Origin of the sequence: Microbacterium sp. SMR1 (assembly GCF_003289625.1) — a bacterium.
Classification (GTDB): Bacteria; Actinomycetota; Actinomycetes; order Actinomycetales; family Microbacteriaceae; genus Microbacterium; species Microbacterium plantarum.
The window spans coordinates 22,931-37,573 of sequence record NZ_QMBN01000002.1 but is presented as its reverse complement, the minus strand read 5'-3'; the positions used below and the strand labels follow the sequence as shown (position 1 = coordinate 37,573).

Below are 14,643 nucleotides of genomic sequence, written 5' to 3'. Positions count from 1 at the left end.
ATGAGCACCCAGACCTTCCACCTGCCGGACGTCGGCGAAGGCCTCACCGAGGCCGAGATCGTGCAGTGGCGCGTGGCCGCGGGCGACGAGGTCGCGGTCAACGACGTCCTCGTCGAGATCGAGACCGCGAAGTCGCTCGTCGAGCTGCCGTCGCCGTTCTCGGGAACCGTCGGCGAGCTGCTCGTCGACGAGGGGACGACCGTCGAGGTCGGGGCCGCGATCATCACGATCGCCCCGGGGGGTGGGTCCGGAGGAGCGGATGCCGCGAGCAGCCCGGCCGTCCCTGCCGAGAAGCCTGCGGCAGCCGGCGACGCCTCGGAGGAGAACGGGTCGGTGCTCGTCGGATACGGCGGAGCCGGACAGGTGCAGTCGCGCCGCCGCAAGCCCGCCGAGCCCCCCGTGCGCGCGGCCGTGGGCGTCGTGGCGAAGCCCCCGATCCGCAAGCTGGCACGCGACCTCGGCGTCGATCTCGCCTCGGTCACGCCGTCGGGCGCCGCGGGCGAGGTGACGCGCGAGGACGTCGTGAACCACGCGTCGCAGGCATCCGTCTTCCGGAACCTCCAGACGCCCGCCCGACCCGAGGTGCGCGAGCAGACCATCCCCGTCCCGCCGGCCGTCATCTCGGCCGAGCCGGCCGACGACCGCGAGGAGACGATCCCCGTCAAGGGTGTCCGGAAGGTCACCGCCAAGCACATGGTCGACTCCGCGCACACCGCACCGCACGTGTCGGTGTGGACGGACGTCGACGCGACCCGCACGATGGAGGTCGTCAAGCGGATGAAGGCGTCGCCCGACTTCGCCGACATCAAGGTCTCGCCGCTGCTGATCATGGCACGCGCGGTCGTGTGGGCGGTGCGCCGGACGCCGATGGTGAACGCCGCGTGGGTCGAGACCGAGAACGGCGCCGAGATCCGGGTGCGCCACTACGTCAACCTCGGCATCGCCGCCGCGACCCCGCGCGGCCTTCTCGTGCCGAACATCAAGGACGCGCAGGACCTCAACATGCGCGGCCTGGCCCGCGCTCTCGAGAAGCTGACCCTCACTGCCCGCGAGGGCAAGACCGCGCCCGCCGAGCAGCAGGGCGGCACGATCACGATCACGAACATCGGCGTGTTCGGCATGGATGCCGGTACCCCGATCATCAACCCCGGCGAGTCGGGCATCGTCGCGATGGGCACGATCCGGCAGAAGCCGTGGGTCGTCGACGGCGAGGTGCGTCCCCGCTACGTGACGACCGTCTCGGGCTCGTTCGACCACCGCGTCGTGGACGGCGACGGCATGAGCCGGTTCATCGCCGACGTGGCATCCGTCCTGGAGGAGCCCGCGCTGCTGCTCGACTGAGCTGGATGCTCCCGAGAACGGTATGTTCTCGGCGGTGGGCGGGGGAGTAGCCTCGGCGCATGAGTGAGAAGGGGCCGGCGTCGTACTTCCCGAGCATCGAGAAGACCTACGGACTGCCGATTCAGCACTGGCTCGACATCGCGGCCGACCAGCTCTCGGCGGGGACGCCGCACATGCAGGTCGTCACGTCGCTCAAGACCGAGCACGGACTCGGCCACGGACACGCGAACGCCGTCGTCGCGTACGCGAAGGCGAAGCTCGCCGGCTGAGCCGCGGGGGGCTAGCCGGCGACCAGGTGCTCGATGAGGATCTGGGTGCCGATGCCGATGAGCACGATGCCGCCGATGATCTCGGCGGGCTTGCGCCAGCGCGTGCCGATGCGGTGGCCGATCAGCACGGCGACGAACGACAGGGCGAACGTGACGAGGCCGATCGAGATGACCGCGATCCACAGCGGCACGTCGAGGAAGGCGAAGGACAGCCCGACGGCGAGGGCGTCGATGCTCGTCGCGAGAGCGAGCAGGATGATCTCGCGCGCCGACAGGCCGGATGCCGCGTCCGCGTCGTCATCGTCGGGGCGGAACGCCTCCCACAGCATCTTCGCGCCGATGGCGGCGAGCAGGACGAAGGCGATCCAGTGGTCGAACGGGGCGATGGCCTCCGCGAAGGTGCTGCCGAGCAGCCAGCCGATCAGCGGCATCACGGCCTGCGCGAGGCCGAAGGCGCCGGCGATGAGGAGTGCGCCGCGCACGACGTGAGCCCGCAGCTGCAGGCCTTTCCCGAGAGCCACGGCGAAGGCGTCGGCCGAGACGCCGACGGCCAGGATGAAGAGCGCCCAGGGCGACATGGCTCCTCCTCGAAGCGGGATGACGGGATGGCGGGCGATCGTCCCGGGCACCGTCGAACGGAGATCGGCCGCTCTCGAGCTTGCCAGCCGCAGGCCGTCGAAAATGACGAAAAGCCCTGATTGACAGCATTTCGGGCGAGCGAATCCTTCGGGCCGCCGAAAGGTCGTCTCCCAGCGGACGTGTACGGAGAACGATTATCAGTAACGTACAATCGAGGGCATGACCCGTCGACTCCTCCCCGCAGCCGTGCTCGTGGCAGCGGCATCCCTCGCACTCGCCGGCTGCGCCGGCACCTCGTCGCCGGCCGCGAGCGGCTCGGACGGCGGCAAGCTCAGTGTCGTCGCCTCGACCAATGTCTATGGCTCGCTGGCCGCCGAGGTCGGCGGCGACGCCGTCGAGGTGACCTCGATCGTGACCTCGCTCGCGCAGGACCCGCACTCGTACGAGGCGTCGGCGCGCGACCAGCTGACGGTGTCGCAGGCCGATCTCGTCATCGAGAACGGCGGGGGCTACGACTCGTTCCTCGACGGGCTCGTCGAGTCGAGCGGCAGCACGGCACCGGTGCTCACGGCGGTCGAGTTCTCGCACGACTTCCCCGGCGCCGAGGGCCACGACGACCATGCCTCGGACGAGAGCGCCGAGGCCGAGCACGACCACGAGCACGAGCACGAGGGTCACGACCACATCGAGGGCTTCAACGAGCACGTCTGGTACGACCCGCACACGATCGCTCACCTCGTCGAAGACATCGCGCACGAGCTCGGTGAGCTCGACGCGGCCCAGGCCGACACGTTCGAGGCGAACGCGAAGGCGCTCATCGAGCGGATCGACGGCCTCGAGACATCCCTCGACACCATCTCGGCGGCGCACCAGGGCGAGAAGATCTTCGTGACCGAGCCGGTGCCGCTGTATCTCGCCGCGGCGGCGGGTCTGGAGAACGCGACTCCGGAGGCGTTCAGCGAAGCCGTCGAAGAGGGGCAGGACGTGCCTCCCGCGACCCTCCTCGAGGCGCAGCAGATCCTGCGTTCGGGTGAGGTCCGGATCGTGATCGTCAACGCCCAGACGGGCGGCGCCGAGACGACGGAGATCACGAAGCTCGCCGGTGAGCTGAACATCCCCGTGCTGGAGTTCACCGAGCTGATGCCCGACGGCGTCGACTACGTCGGCTGGATGCAGCAGAACATCGACGAGATCTCGGGCGCCCTCGCGGGCTGACCCGCCGCCGTCATCCCTCTCAGTCCGCCGTCGGGGCCCCGCCCTGGCGGCGGACGAGTGCGTTCAGGAGCGCCGCCTGCTCGTCTGCGGACGTGCGGGCGGCCGAGACGTTCTCGGTCTCGACGGCCGCCACGATCTCGGCGCGCTGGATGCGGGTCGACCGCGGCGCTTCGATGCCGAGCCGGATGCTGTCGCCCTTGACCTCGAGCACCGTGAGCTCGATGTCGTCGCCGATGAGCACCTTCTCACCGACTCGTCTCGTCAACACCAGCACTCGATCACCCTACTTTCCGGAAGCCGTGACCGCCCCGCGCGCTCGACGCGAGTCTCACGCGGGCGTGATGGCATGCGCGTCGCCGATCGTGTCTCGGACGACGCCCACCGTGTCGATCGCGAGACCCCCGGCCGTCGCTTCCGTGTACGAGAGCACCGGCAGCCCGTCGGTCTGCGACGAGATGAGGCGCCGCACGGCGGAACGCAGCGACGGCGCACACACGAGCACGGGCTCGGGGCCTGGGCCGGCCGCCTCGAGGGCGGCGCGAGCCGAGGCCACGACCGCCTCGAGCCGGTGCGGGTCCAGGGCGATGTGCGGACCGTCCTCGCTCGGTCGCATCGCCTCGAGCATCGACTGCTCCAGCAGCGGGTCGATCATGACGATGCGCAGCCGCCCCTGTTCGGCGAAGCGCGTCGCCACGGCGGGACCGAGCGCGAGACGTGCCGCCTCGATCAGGGCGTCGGGGTCGGTCGTCGTCTTGGCGCGCAGCGCGAGCGCCTCGTAGATCCGCGTGAGGTCGTTGATCGGGATGCGCTCGGCGAGCAGGCCCTGCAGCACGCGCTGCACCTCCGCCAGCGAGAGCAGCGCCGGCGTGAGCTCCTCGACCGCTGCCGGGCTGGACTGGCGCAGCGTCTCGGTGAGCTGACGCACGTCCTCTCGGCTGAGCAGCCGGGCGGCGTGGGCCTGAATGACCGCGGACAGGTGGGTGATGATGACGCTCGCGCGGTCGACGACGGTCGCTCCGGCGAGCTCGGCGCTGTGCCGCATCTCGAGGGGAACCCACTTCCCGTCGATGCCGAACACGGGGTCGGGCGACGCCCGCCCGGGCAGGGTCTCGAGGCCCGAGCCGAGCGCGAGGAGCGAGGCGCGGGGCGCGACGCCGCGACCCGCCTCGATCCCCGCGACCCGGATGACGTAGGTCGAGGGCGGCAGCTCGATGCTGTCGCGCGTGCGCACGGGCGGAACGATGAGCCCGAGCTCGAGCGCGGTCTTGCGCCGCAGCGACCGCACGCGTCCGAGCAGGTCGTCGGGACCGCCGGTGACGAGGTCGACGATGTCGGGAGCGAGCAGGATCTCGAGCGCGTGGACCCGCATCCGCTCGGCCAGCTCCTCGGGGGTGTCGACGGCGCCGCGCGGGTCGACGGCGGGGGCGTCCTCGGCCGCCTGCGTCTGCTCGCGTCGGCCGACCCGCTGTGCGATGAGCAGCAGGGTGGCGCCGATGACGAGGAACGGCAGCATCGGCATCCCGGGGATGAACGACATCACGATCGCCGCGCCGCCCGCGATCGACAGGGCGTTGCGCGACTGCGTCAGCTGCGCCGCCGCGGCCGTGCCCATGTCGGACTCCGCTCCCGAGCGGGTGACGATCATGCCCGTCGCGACCGCCATCAGCAGCGCGGGGATCTGCGTGACGAGGCCGTCGCCGATCGTCAGGAGGGCGTAGGTGTTGAGGGCCTCGCCCGCCTCCATGCCCTTCGAGAGCATGCCGATCGCGACGCCGCCGACGAGGTTGATGATGATGATGACGAGTCCGGCGATCGCGTCGCCCTTGACGAACTTCGAGGCGCCGTCCATCGCGCCGTAGAAGTCGGCCTCGGCCGCGATCTCGGCGCGCCGGCGCCGCGCTTCGGCGTCGCTGATGAGGCCGGCGTTGAGGTCGGCGTCGATCGCCATCTGCTTGCCGGGCATGGCGTCGAGGGTGAACCGGGCGCCCACCTCGGCGACGCGCTCGGCGCCCTTCGTCACGACGACGAACTGGATGACGATGAGGATCAGGAACACCACGATGCCGATGACGAGCGATCCGCCCACGGCGATCGCGGCGAACGCGTCGATGACCTGCCCCGCGTGCGCCTCGCCCAGCACGAGCTTCGTCGAGGCGACGTTCAGGCCGAGCCGGAACAGCGTCGCCACCAGCAGCAGCGAGGGGAAGACCGCGAAATCGAGCGGCCGCTTCACGAACATCGCCGTCAGCAGGATGAGCAGGGCGAACAGGATGTTGGTGATGATCAGGACGTCGAGGATCGGCGGTGGCACCGGCACGATCAGCAGCATGATGATGCCGACGACCCCGATCGGCACGAGCGACCTTCTCAGGATGTTCATCGGGGTGCCTTCCTCTCGGGAACGGTGTGGACGCCGCGCGCCGCGCCGCGGCGCTTGAGCCCGTCGACGAAGACGAGCACGCGGGCGACGGCGGTGTAGAGATCGCCGGGGATCTCCTGGCCGAGCTCGCACGCGCCGTGCAGGGCGCGTGCGAGCGGGATGTCGCGGACGAGCGGGACGCCGGCCTCGTGCGCCCGCTCGCGGATGCGCTCGGCGATGAGGCCCTGCCCCTTCGCGACGACGCGCGGCGCCGACTTGCCCGGCTCGTAGCGCAGGGCGACGGCGATGTGCGCGGGGTTCACGAGCACGACATCCGCATCTCCGACGGCGGCGATCATGCGGTTGCGGCTCATCGCCATCTGCCGGGCGCGGCGCTGGCTGCGGATGAGCGGGTCGCCCTCGGAGTTCTTGTGCTCGTCGCGCGCTTCCTTCTTGGTGACGCGGGTGTGCTTGCGGTTGCGCCGCATGACGACGAGGACGTCGATCGCGGCCAGCAGCACGCCGACGGCGACCGCGGTGATGAGCAGCGCGGTCACGACGTTCGAGGCGATCTCGAGCAGCCGGGTGATCGGGTGGGCGCCGCTCATCGTCAGCACGGGCATGAGCCCGGCGACGACGAACCACAGGGCGAGGCCGATCGCGGCGGTCTTGAGCAGCGCTTTCGCGCCCTCCCACAGTGCCTGCACGCCGAACAGCCGTTTGACGCCGTTCAGCACGTTGAACTGCTCGAAGCGCGTCGGCACCCCGCGCAGATGGATGCCGCCCTGGGCGACCGACCCGACGATCGCGACGATCGCGACGGCGAGCAGCGCCGTGCCCAGGATGGCCGGGATGCTGCCGAGCGCCGACGACAGGACGGCGACGGCGTGCTCGGGGTCGGGGTGGCGGATGACTGCGGCGATCTCGACGAACTGCGCGGCCCCGGCATCCGCACCCGCTCCGATCATGGCGGGGAGGACCAGCGCGACCGTGCCGATCGCGAGCCAGGCCGACAGGTCCTGGCTGCGCGACAGCTTGCCCTTGCGGTGTGCCTCGCGCAGCTGCCGGCGGCTGGCCTGCTCGGTGCGTTCCCCGCTGTCGCTGCTCATGACGCGCCGCCGTTCATCGGGTTCCGCCGATCAGCAGCCCGGTCGCCTGGTCGGTGAGCGCCCCGACGACGGCGGGCAGGGCGAGGATGACGCTTCCCGCGAGGAGGAAGGTCAGGATGATCTTCAGGGGAAAGCCGAGCGCGAACGCGTTGAGGGCGGGGGCGACGCGGCTGACGAGCCCGAGCGCGATGTCGGCGAGGAAGAGGACGAGCAGCAGGGGACCGGCGATCTGCAGCGCGGCGACGAGCAGCTGCGACGCGGTGTCGACCAGCAGCTCGGCCGGGCGGGCGAGGTCGAGGACCCCATCGACGGGGATCGCCGTGAAGCTCCGGGCGAGCCCCGCGAGGATGAGCTGGTAGCCGTTGCTCGCGAAGAGCAGGGCGAGGGCGATCATCTGGAACAGGCGCGTGAACTGGGCGCCGTTGACGTTCATCTGCGGATCGAAGGCCTGCGCGAGCTGAAAGCCGCCGAAGACGTCGATCAGCCCGCCGGCCGACTGCACGACGGCGAAGCACGTCATCACGAGGAATCCGAGCAGCGCCCCCGTGACGACCTGAGCGGTCAGGGCCAGGAAGAACGGGCCGGTGCCGAGGCTCTGGTAGCCCGGCGCCACCGTGCCGCTGAGAGCGAGGGCGACGCCGATCGCGACCATCGCCTTGATGCGCGCGGGGAAGGCGCCGTACGAGAAGGGTGGGGCGGTGAAGACGAAGGCGGTCGTGCGGACCGCGGCGAGTCCGGTGGCCTCGATCCAGGCGAAGTCGAGCAGCAGCTGCATCTCAACCGCCCGAGAGCAGGTGCGGGATGCGGTCGAACATGGTGTGGGTGAAGGCGATCGCCTCGGCGATCATCCAGTGCCCGCACACGACGAGTGCGATCGCGACGGCGACGGCCTTCGGCACGAACGAGAGCGTGACCTCCTGGATCTGCGTGATCGACTGCAGGAGCGAGATGGCGAAGCCGACCACGAGTGCCGTGATGAGCAGCGGAGCGGCGAGCTTCGCGGCGAGCACGACGCCCTCCATGCCGATGTCGAGGACGGCCTCAGGGTTCACGCGTACCCCCGGTCATCCGCCCGCTCCGTAGCTCTCCATCAGGGTGCGGAGGATGAGTCCCCACCCGTCGACGAGCACGAACAGCAGGATCTTGAAGGGAAGCGAGATCATCACCGGCGGGAGCATCATCATGCCCATCGACATCAGCGCTGCGGCGACGACGAGGTCGATGACGAGGAACGGCACGAAGATGACGAAGCCGATGATGAAGGCCGCGCGCAGCTCCGAGATCATGAACGCCGGGATGAGGGTGATCATCGGGACGCTCGCCGGGTCCTCGGGGTTCTCGGCGCCCGCGAACCGGGTCATGAGCGCGAGATCCTCCTCGCGCGTGAACGACAGCATCCAGGTGCGCAGTGGGTCGGCGCCGACGCCCACGGCATCGGTGAACGTGATCGAGCCGTCGACGTAGGGCTGGACGGCGGCCGTGTTGATCTCGGTCAGCACCGGCCACATCACGAAGAGGGTGAGGAACAGGGCGAGGCCGGCGAGCACCTGGTTGGGCGGGATCGTGGGCAGCGAGAGGGCGTTCCGGGTCATCGCCAGCACCACGAAGATCTTCGTGAACGACGACATCATGAGCAGCAGTGCCGGGGCCACCGACAGCAGCGTGATGCCGATGAGGGTCAGGACCGACGACGAGGGTGTGCCGTCGATGCCGTTGATGTCGACGGAGATGCCGCCGTTCGGCGGGGGCGTCGAGGCGGCGACGAGCACGAGCGCGCCGAGCGCGCCGCCGGAGATCACGCGCCCAGGGCCCGGCGCAGCACCTGTGCGGCATCACGCGCGGTCATGGTCGCCGGGCGGGTGGTGCGGGCAGTGCGTTCGGCGCGGGCCTGCGCACGGAGCAGGGGCACGGGCGGTGCGAGGGGCGCGTCGTCCGCGACATCCCGCAGGACCGGGCGCGCCGTGTCGTCGCCGTGCGCGGCATCCGCTGTCGCGTGGGGCCCCGACGTGGTGCCCGGCGTCGGGTCGATGCGGTCGAGCATCGACACCCCGCCCTCGGTGATGCCGAGCACGTAACGGGCCCCATCGATCTCGACCACGGCGACCTGGGCCTTCGGCCCGATGCCGCGCTTGGCGACGACGGTGATGTCGGCGACGGCATCCGAACGTGTCGACTTGAGGCCTCGCGGGCGGTTCGCGCGTGCTCCGTTAGCGCTGCCGCGAGAGAAGCGACGCTGCAGCACCCACACGATCGCGAGCACGACGCCGAGGGAGACGACGACGCGCAGCGCGAGCAGCAGATCGTCGATCTCAGGCCTCCGCGTTCTCGATGATGCGCGTGATGCGCACCGCGTAGTCCTGGTCGACGACGACGATCTCGCCATGGGCGATCAGCCGCCCGTTGAGCTTGACGTCGGCGGGGGCGCCGGCCGAGCGGTCGAGCTCGATGATGCGCCCGGGCTCGAGATCGAGCACGTCGCGGACGGTCATGCGGGTGCGACCGACCTCGACGGTCAGCTCCATCTCGACGCCGGCGATGCGCTGCAGGCGGCGCGGCGAGGCCGCCGCGGGGTGCGACACCCGCACGGCGAGGCGTCCGATCACGCGGGCGTCCTCGTCGACGAGGTCGAACACCTGCGCGGCGGGGTGCGCGAAGAGCGCCGAGGCGTCTCCGAGCGTCGCCTCGCCGAGCACGCTCGGGCCGAAGGCGGTCGCCGCGGCGTCGAGCGCGTCGCGGAGTCGTTCGGGCAGCGGCAGGGCGGCGTCCGCGCCGAGGAGCGCCGACTCATCGAGGACCACGACCGCGAGCGCGGCGCTCGTGTCGCCGACCGACGAGACGATGACCGCGTCGCCGGTCTCGCCCGCGCTCGTCCCGGGGCGGGCGGTGATGCGCGAGGCGGTGGGCAGCCGGTCGGCGAACGCGGCTGCGGCTGCTGCCTCGTGGGTGGTGGTGCTGGTCATGGCGACTCCTCGGACAGTGCGGGGGAGAGATCGGATGCCGTCACGACGCACGCGAGCCGCGCGCCATGAGATCCCACGGCGGCGGAAGCGACGACCTGCTCGTCGACGGTGAGATCGAGGGGGCGGTCGGCGGCGTGCGCGAGCGAGATGACATCGCCGACGGCGAGGTCGAGCACCTCGGCGGGGCGGACGGCACGCGGCGCGAGCCGCAGCGTCACCTCGACGGGCGTCTGCTCGACGTGCCGGCGGACGAGGCCCGGGTCGTTCGTCGCCCGCGGCGCCGAGGCGCTGTCGGACAGGCGCTCGAGCAGTGTCGCGGCGGGGAGGGCGATCGTCGCGGTCTCGGTGCGGTCGGCCAGACGCATCGAGAAGCGGGCCACGACCACGAGGTCCTGACCGCCGACGACCTGAGCGAAGGCCGCGTTGTACTGCACCGCGCCGACGCTCAGCTCGCGAGGCAGGAGGGAGCCGAGGGCTGTGCGCAGGTGGCCGAGGGTCTCGTCCATCAGCGACCGGATGAGCGCCTGCTCGATCGCCGTGAGGGCGCGGGCCTCGGGGCGCTGCGAGCCGTCGCCGCCGAGCATCTTCACGATCCACGACAGGGCCGACGGCAGCGGGAACTCGATGACCGCACGATCGTCCGAGGTCGCATCCGAGCACAGCACGAGCGTCGTGGTCGGCGGGATCGTCGCGACGTACTCGTCGTAGGTCTCGAGGCTCACCCGTTCGAGGGCGATGTGCGCGCGCACGCGGGCCTTCGCGGCGAGGAGCATCGCCCACTGGCGCGCGAACGCGTCGAAGGCCCCCGCCAGAGCGCGCGTGTGCTCACGGGACAGCGCCGCGGGTCGGCCGAAGTCGTAGCGTTCCGGGGCCGCGGTCGCGGCATCCTCGGTTCGCACGCTCGGGGCGGTCGGCACGGTCTGCACGCCACGGACTATCGGTCGCGTGTCGCCCGCGGTTAGGCCCGGGCCTCGCGGGTGGGCGCGGGCTCAGGCTGGGTTGGCAGGCTGAGCCCACTCAGCGCACGGGATGGGGCGGGGGCTGCCAGGTGAAGGCCGAGCCCGGAGTCAGCCGTCGGCGGCGGCGAGAGCGGGGAGCTCGCCGCGCACCTGGGCGTCGGCGTCCGAGAGCACGACGATGTCGACGCGACGGTTCTGCGCGAGGGCCTCGGCGCTCGAGCCCTCCGCGAGCGGTCGCGACGACCCGAACCCGACGGAGCTGATGCGCTCTCTCGCGACCCCGCGTGCCTCGACGAGGTAGCCGAGCACACCGTTGGCCCGCGCGGTCGAGAGCTCCCAGTTGTCGGCGAACGGTGCGATGGCGGGGCGGGCGTCGGCGTGGCCCTCGACCGAGATGAGGTGCGCGTCGGCGGCGAGGACGGACCCGGCGGCGTCGAGCACGGCCCGGGCCCGGTCGCTCAGGTCGGTGCTGTTGGTGTCGAAGAACGTCTCGGCGCTGACGAGACCGATGGTGAGGCCCCGGTCGTCGATGGTGAAGGTCGCGGCGTCGCCCAGGCCGTGCTCGGCGAGAGCGCCCTCGAGGCGTGAGCGCAGGTCGTCGAGCGAGCTGTACTCCTGCTCGGCCGGGGTCGGGGCGGTCGGGGTCTCGACGAATCCCTCGCCCTCCTCCTCGACCAGCTCGGGCGGCACGACGACGCCTTCCGAGACGTCGCGGGTCTCGGAGATCTCCGAACCGAACCCGGTCGCGAGCGAAGCGCGCAGCTGCTCGAACTTCTCCTGGTCGACGTTGGACATCGCGAACATGACGATGAACATGCACATCATCACGGTGATCATGTCGAGGTACGACGCCATCCAGCGCTCGTCGGGACCCTCGTGCGAGGACTCCATGACCCGGCGGCGACGCGGCGCGCTCATACTCCGGCGTCCGCTGGCTCGTCGGCCGCCGCCTTCGCGCGGCCGCGGCCGGGCTTGGTCTCGGGCGCGAGGGCCCGCAGGCGCTCGGCGACCAGCATCGGCGGGTTCCCCGCCTGGACGGCGAGCATCCCCTCGGTCACGAGCGTCATGCGGTCGACCTCGATCTCGGCGAGGCGCTGCAGCCGCGTGCCGATCGGCAGCCAGATGAAGTTCGCCGACAGGAGGCCCCACAGGGTCGCGACGAAGGCGGCGGCGATGAGGGGCCCGAGCTGGTCGGGCTTGTCGAGGTACTCGAGCACGTGGGTGAGCGAGACGACCGTGCCGACGATGCCGACCGTCGGGGCGTACCCGCCGAGGGCCGAGTAGAAGCGCGAGGCCGTGCGGCGCTCCGCGGCGACGGTGGCGACGCGGTCTTCGAGGACGACGCGCAGGTCTTCGGCATCCGTTCCGTCGGCGATGCTCTGCAGGGCATGGCGCAGCAGCGGGTCCTTCTCGTCTGCCACGGCGCTCTCGAGCGCGAGCAGCCCCTCGGCGCGAGCCTTCTCGGCGTATCCCACGACGGTGTCGATGAGCGCCTCGGTCGATCCCTTGATGCCGACGAAGGCTCGCGGCAGGGCGCGCACCGCCCCCGCGGCATCCCGGAGCGTGCCTCCCGCGATGCCGATCGCGATGGTCGCGCCGAAGACCAGCACCATCGGCGCAGGAAGGAGCAGGGCGTTGAGGCTCGCCCCCTCGAGCTGGATCATCGCCCACAGGCCGCCGAAGGCCAGCAGGATGCCGATGAGGAGTGACGGATCCATCAGCGCTCACCCCCCGGTGCGGCGGCGGCCGTGGAGGCCGACTGGGATGCGGGCCCGGATGCCGCGGCATGGCCGAGGGCCGTCGCGAGCACGCGGGCGCGGAACTCGACGATGCTCTGGATGACGGCATCCATCGTCTCGGCGACGACGAACGTCGCCCCGTCGACCAGGGTGAGCGTCGTGTCGGGACTCGCCTGGATGCGTTCGACGAGGTCGGGGTTCACGGCGAACCGGTGACGGTTCAATCGTGTGAGAACGATCATGTCGCCCTTCTCGTCGGTCAGCGCGCGGGGGAACGGGTCGTCGCGGGTACGGCGGCTCCGAGGAGACTGTCGGCAGAGGGCGGCGGTCGGTTAGCGTCGCGGCCGCGTGCACAACTCCTCAGAAACCGGCGCGCTCGGCACCGCGCGCGGGCCGCGAGGCCGAACCAGGACGGATTCTGAGGAGTTGCGGGCCGCCGCGATCAGCGCTTGAGGTTGGTCAGCTCTTGCAGCACCTCGTCGCTCGTGGTGATGATGCGGGCGTTCGCCTGGAAGCCCCGCTGAGCGACGATCAGGTTCGTGAACTCCTGCGAGAGGTCGACGTTCGACATCTCCAGAGCCCCGCTGACGAGCCCGCCGCGGTCGTCGGTGCCCGCGGTGCCGACGGCGGCCGCGCCCGAGTTGGCACCGGCGCGGTACTGCGACGACCCGGCCTTCTCGAGCCCTTCGGGGTTGTCGAACGAGGCGAGGGCGATCTGCGCGAGCACCGATGTCGCTCCGTTGCTGAACGCGCCGACGAGGCTGCCGTCGGCCGACAGTGTGTACGACACGAGGCTTCCGGGCGCGCGGCCGTCCTGACCGCCGAGCTTGACGGTGCTGAGGTCGGCGTAGCCGGTGATGGCCGAAAGGTCGACCGCGACACCGCCCGAGACGATCGTCGCGGGCGTCGTCGTCAGGCGTCCGTCGGCGAAGGCGAGCTGCGTCGTCGTGGCGCCGTCGGTGACGTCCCAGCCGCCCGCGGTGCGGGTGAAGGTGAGTGCGAGCTGGCGGGACTCGCCCTGCGCGTCGTAGACGGTGACGTCGCGGACGAGCTTCTCGCCGACCGCGGCGCCCGAGGGCAGGTTGCCGGTCACCGCGGCGGACGTCGTCGCGCGCCCGGGCGAGGTCGCGCCCACCGGGAGCGCGATGTTGCCGACCGGCCCGCCCGTCGGCACGACACCGTCGACGGCGGTCCAGCCCTGCACGAGCGCGCCGTCCTTGGTGGTCAGGCGCCCCGCGGAGTCGAAGCCGAACGAGCCGTTGCGCGTGTAGAGCGTCTCGGCGCCGTTGCGGACGACGAAGAAGCCGTCGCCCGCGATCATGAGGTCGGTGGGCACGCCGGTGGCCTGCTGCGATCCCTGCGTGAAGTTCGTGCGGACCGCGGCGACCTGGGTACCGAGGCCGACCTGCGCGGCGTTCGTGCCTCCGGCGTCCGCCTGAGCGGCGCGGGAGTTCTGGACGATCTGCGAGAGCGTGTCCTGGAACTGCACCGAGCCCGCCTTGAACCCGACGGTGTTGACGTTGGCGATGTTGTTGCCCGTGACGTCGAGCATGGTCTGGTGCGAGCGGAGACCGGAGATTCCGGCGTAGAGCGAGCGGAGCATGGGGTGTCCTTCGGTGAGGGGCTGACGTGGTCGTGGGGTAGCCGGAGTGGCCGTGGCTCAGGATGCGGATGCCGCGGGCGGCGCCGTCGCGGCATCCGACACCGCGATGCCCGAGACGACGTCGAGGGGGACCGCGGTGCCGCCGATCGTCACGAGCGGCACGCCCTTCTCGAACGACACCTGGGTCACGCGACCGCTGCGGGTCGTGCCGTCGGCGTCGACGTACGAGGCCTGCTGGCCGACGAGCGCGGCGGCGGTCTGGCGCATCGTGAGGGCGAAGTGCTCCGACGAGGTGGTGGTGAGCGCGACGAGCTGCTCCATCATGGCGAGCTGCGTCGTCTGCGCCATCATCTCGTTGGTGTCGAGCGGCGAGCTCGGGTCCTGGTTCTTCATCTGCGCGACGAGCAGCTGCAGGAAGACCTCGGAATCGAGGGTCTGCTTCGGTGCGGGAGGGGCGGATGCCGTGGGCGTGGCACCCACGACGCCGACGGGCGGAATGCTGCTCATGGT

18 protein-coding genes are annotated in these 14,643 nt (G+C 71.1%); 3 read left to right on the top strand and 15 right to left on the bottom strand.

Translation table 11 applies throughout. From position 1 onward, the window contains the following. Both DO944_RS04825 and DO944_RS04820 read left to right on the top strand, forming a co-directional pair. Complete coding sequence (locus DO944_RS04825; RefSeq protein ID WP_112615255.1) at nt 1-1,341, top strand: dihydrolipoamide acetyltransferase family protein; 1,341 nt, start codon at nt 1-3, stop codon at nt 1,339-1,341. A gap of 59 nt (nt 1,342-1,400) precedes the next feature. Beyond that, nucleotides 1,401-1,610 (top strand): DUF4287 domain-containing protein, encoded by a 210-nt coding sequence (locus DO944_RS04820; protein WP_112615253.1) that lies wholly within the window; start codon nt 1,401-1,403, stop codon nt 1,608-1,610. Nucleotides 1,611-1,621: 11 nt separating this feature from the next. On the opposite strand, the gene DO944_RS04815 is transcribed toward DO944_RS04820, so the two are convergent. Then, nucleotides 1,622-2,188, bottom strand: coding sequence for a manganese efflux pump MntP family protein (locus DO944_RS04815; RefSeq protein ID WP_112615251.1), 567 nt, complete (start codon nt 2,186-2,188; stop codon nt 1,622-1,624). Nucleotides 2,189-2,408: 220 nt separating this feature from the next. Here DO944_RS04815 and DO944_RS04810 point away from each other — a divergent pair, with 220 nt between their 5' ends. Continuing rightward, nucleotides 2,409-3,404 carry a metal ABC transporter solute-binding protein, Zn/Mn family gene (locus DO944_RS04810; protein WP_112615249.1) on the top strand — a complete coding sequence of 332 codons (996 nt, stop codon included), beginning with the start codon at nt 2,409-2,411 and terminating at the stop codon, nt 3,402-3,404. Between the two features lie 19 nt (nt 3,405-3,423). On the opposite strand, the gene csrA is transcribed toward DO944_RS04810, so the two are convergent. From csrA to DO944_RS04740, 14 genes are all read right to left on the bottom strand, one after another. Beyond that, nucleotides 3,424-3,672, bottom strand: coding sequence for a carbon storage regulator CsrA (gene csrA / locus DO944_RS04805; protein WP_307225170.1), 249 nt, complete (start codon nt 3,670-3,672; stop codon nt 3,424-3,426). A 60-nt stretch (nt 3,673-3,732) separates the two neighbouring features. Next, nucleotides 3,733-5,784 carry a flagellar biosynthesis protein FlhA gene (locus DO944_RS04800; protein WP_112615245.1) on the bottom strand — a complete coding sequence of 684 codons (2,052 nt, stop codon included), beginning with the start codon at nt 5,782-5,784 and terminating at the stop codon, nt 3,733-3,735. After that, nucleotides 5,781-6,872 carry a flagellar biosynthesis protein FlhB gene (locus tag DO944_RS04795; protein ID WP_112615243.1) on the bottom strand — a complete coding sequence of 364 codons (1,092 nt, stop codon included), beginning with the start codon at nt 6,870-6,872 and terminating at the stop codon, nt 5,781-5,783. The genes DO944_RS04800 and DO944_RS04795 overlap by 4 nt, the downstream gene beginning before the upstream one ends. A 13-nt stretch (nt 6,873-6,885) precedes the next feature. Further along, entirely contained in the window at nt 6,886-7,647 is a 762-nt protein-coding gene (locus tag DO944_RS04790) for a flagellar biosynthetic protein FliR (RefSeq protein ID WP_112615241.1), read from the bottom strand. Nucleotide 7,648: 1 nt separating this feature from the next. Continuing rightward, nucleotides 7,649-7,924, bottom strand: a complete 276-nt coding sequence (gene fliQ, locus DO944_RS04785; protein WP_023953659.1) for a flagellar biosynthesis protein FliQ — start codon at nt 7,922-7,924, stop codon at nt 7,649-7,651. A 12-nt stretch (nt 7,925-7,936) separates the two neighbouring features. Further along, nucleotides 7,937-8,671 (bottom strand): flagellar type III secretion system pore protein FliP, encoded by a 735-nt coding sequence (fliP, locus tag DO944_RS04780; protein WP_112615239.1) that lies wholly within the window; start codon nt 8,669-8,671, stop codon nt 7,937-7,939. Beyond that, the gene (locus tag DO944_RS04775) at nt 8,668-9,132 is read right to left on the bottom strand and encodes a flagellar biosynthetic protein FliO (protein ID WP_162815476.1); all 465 of its coding nucleotides are present in this window, start codon (nt 9,130-9,132) and stop codon (nt 8,668-8,670) included. Before DO944_RS04775 ends, fliP begins: the two co-directional genes overlap by 4 nt. Nucleotides 9,133-9,181: 49 nt before the next feature. Beyond that, a complete protein-coding gene (gene fliN, locus DO944_RS04770) occupies nt 9,182-9,832 on the bottom strand; it encodes a flagellar motor switch protein FliN (protein ID WP_112615235.1) in 651 nt (216 codons plus the stop codon). Further along, nucleotides 9,829-10,758: a flagellar motor switch protein FliM gene (locus DO944_RS04765; RefSeq protein ID WP_112615233.1), complete on the bottom strand. Its 930-nt coding sequence runs from the start codon at nt 10,756-10,758 to the stop codon at nt 9,829-9,831. Before DO944_RS04765 ends, fliN begins: the two co-directional genes overlap by 4 nt. A 141-nt stretch (nt 10,759-10,899) precedes the next feature. After that, a complete protein-coding gene (locus DO944_RS04760; protein ID WP_112615231.1) occupies nt 10,900-11,709 on the bottom strand; it encodes a flagellar motor protein MotB in 810 nt (269 codons plus the stop codon). Next, nucleotides 11,706-12,509: a motility protein A gene (locus DO944_RS04755; RefSeq protein ID WP_023953665.1), complete on the bottom strand. Its 804-nt coding sequence runs from the start codon at nt 12,507-12,509 to the stop codon at nt 11,706-11,708. The genes DO944_RS04760 and DO944_RS04755 overlap by 4 nt, the downstream gene beginning before the upstream one ends. After that, nucleotides 12,509-12,772: a flagellar FlbD family protein gene (locus tag DO944_RS04750; RefSeq protein WP_112615229.1), complete on the bottom strand. Its 264-nt coding sequence runs from the start codon at nt 12,770-12,772 to the stop codon at nt 12,509-12,511. Before DO944_RS04750 ends, DO944_RS04755 begins: the two co-directional genes overlap by 1 nt. Before the next feature lie 200 nt (nt 12,773-12,972). Continuing rightward, the gene (locus tag DO944_RS04745) at nt 12,973-14,133 is read right to left on the bottom strand and encodes a flagellar hook protein FlgE (protein ID WP_112615227.1); all 1,161 of its coding nucleotides are present in this window, start codon (nt 14,131-14,133) and stop codon (nt 12,973-12,975) included. Nucleotides 14,134-14,190: 57 nt separating this feature from the next. Then, nucleotides 14,191-14,640: a flagellar hook assembly protein FlgD gene (locus DO944_RS04740; RefSeq protein WP_112615225.1), complete on the bottom strand. Its 450-nt coding sequence runs from the start codon at nt 14,638-14,640 to the stop codon at nt 14,191-14,193. Nucleotides 14,641-14,643: the final 3 nt, after the last annotated feature.

Coding starts and splice junctions, on each gene's coding strand:
- DO944_RS04795 (WP_112615243.1), bottom strand. CDS start 6,872: ATGAGCAGCGACAGCGGGGAACGCACCGAGCAGGCCAGCCGCCGGCAG.
- DO944_RS04740 (WP_112615225.1), bottom strand. CDS start 14,640: ATGAGCAGCATTCCGCCCGTCGGCGTCGTGGGTGCCACGCCCACGGCA.
- DO944_RS04760 (WP_112615231.1), bottom strand. CDS start 11,709: ATGAGCGCGCCGCGTCGCCGCCGGGTCATGGAGTCCTCGCACGAGGGT.
- DO944_RS04790 (WP_112615241.1), bottom strand. CDS start 7,647: ATGCAGCTGCTGCTCGACTTCGCCTGGATCGAGGCCACCGGACTCGCC.
- DO944_RS04750 (WP_112615229.1), bottom strand. CDS start 12,772: ATGATCGTTCTCACACGATTGAACCGTCACCGGTTCGCCGTGAACCCC.
- fliN (WP_112615235.1), bottom strand. CDS start 9,832: ATGACCAGCACCACCACCCACGAGGCAGCAGCCGCAGCCGCGTTCGCC.
- DO944_RS04820 (WP_112615253.1), top strand. CDS start 1,401: ATGAGTGAGAAGGGGCCGGCGTCGTACTTCCCGAGCATCGAGAAGACC.
- DO944_RS04800 (WP_112615245.1), bottom strand. CDS start 5,784: ATGAACATCCTGAGAAGGTCGCTCGTGCCGATCGGGGTCGTCGGCATC.
- DO944_RS04815 (WP_112615251.1), bottom strand. CDS start 2,188: ATGTCGCCCTGGGCGCTCTTCATCCTGGCCGTCGGCGTCTCGGCCGAC.
- DO944_RS04745 (WP_112615227.1), bottom strand. CDS start 14,133: ATGCTCCGCTCGCTCTACGCCGGAATCTCCGGTCTCCGCTCGCACCAG.
- DO944_RS04755 (WP_023953665.1), bottom strand. CDS start 12,509: ATGGATCCGTCACTCCTCATCGGCATCCTGCTGGCCTTCGGCGGCCTG.
- DO944_RS04810 (WP_112615249.1), top strand. CDS start 2,409: ATGACCCGTCGACTCCTCCCCGCAGCCGTGCTCGTGGCAGCGGCATCC.
- DO944_RS04825 (WP_112615255.1), top strand. CDS start 1: ATGAGCACCCAGACCTTCCACCTGCCGGACGTCGGCGAAGGCCTCACC.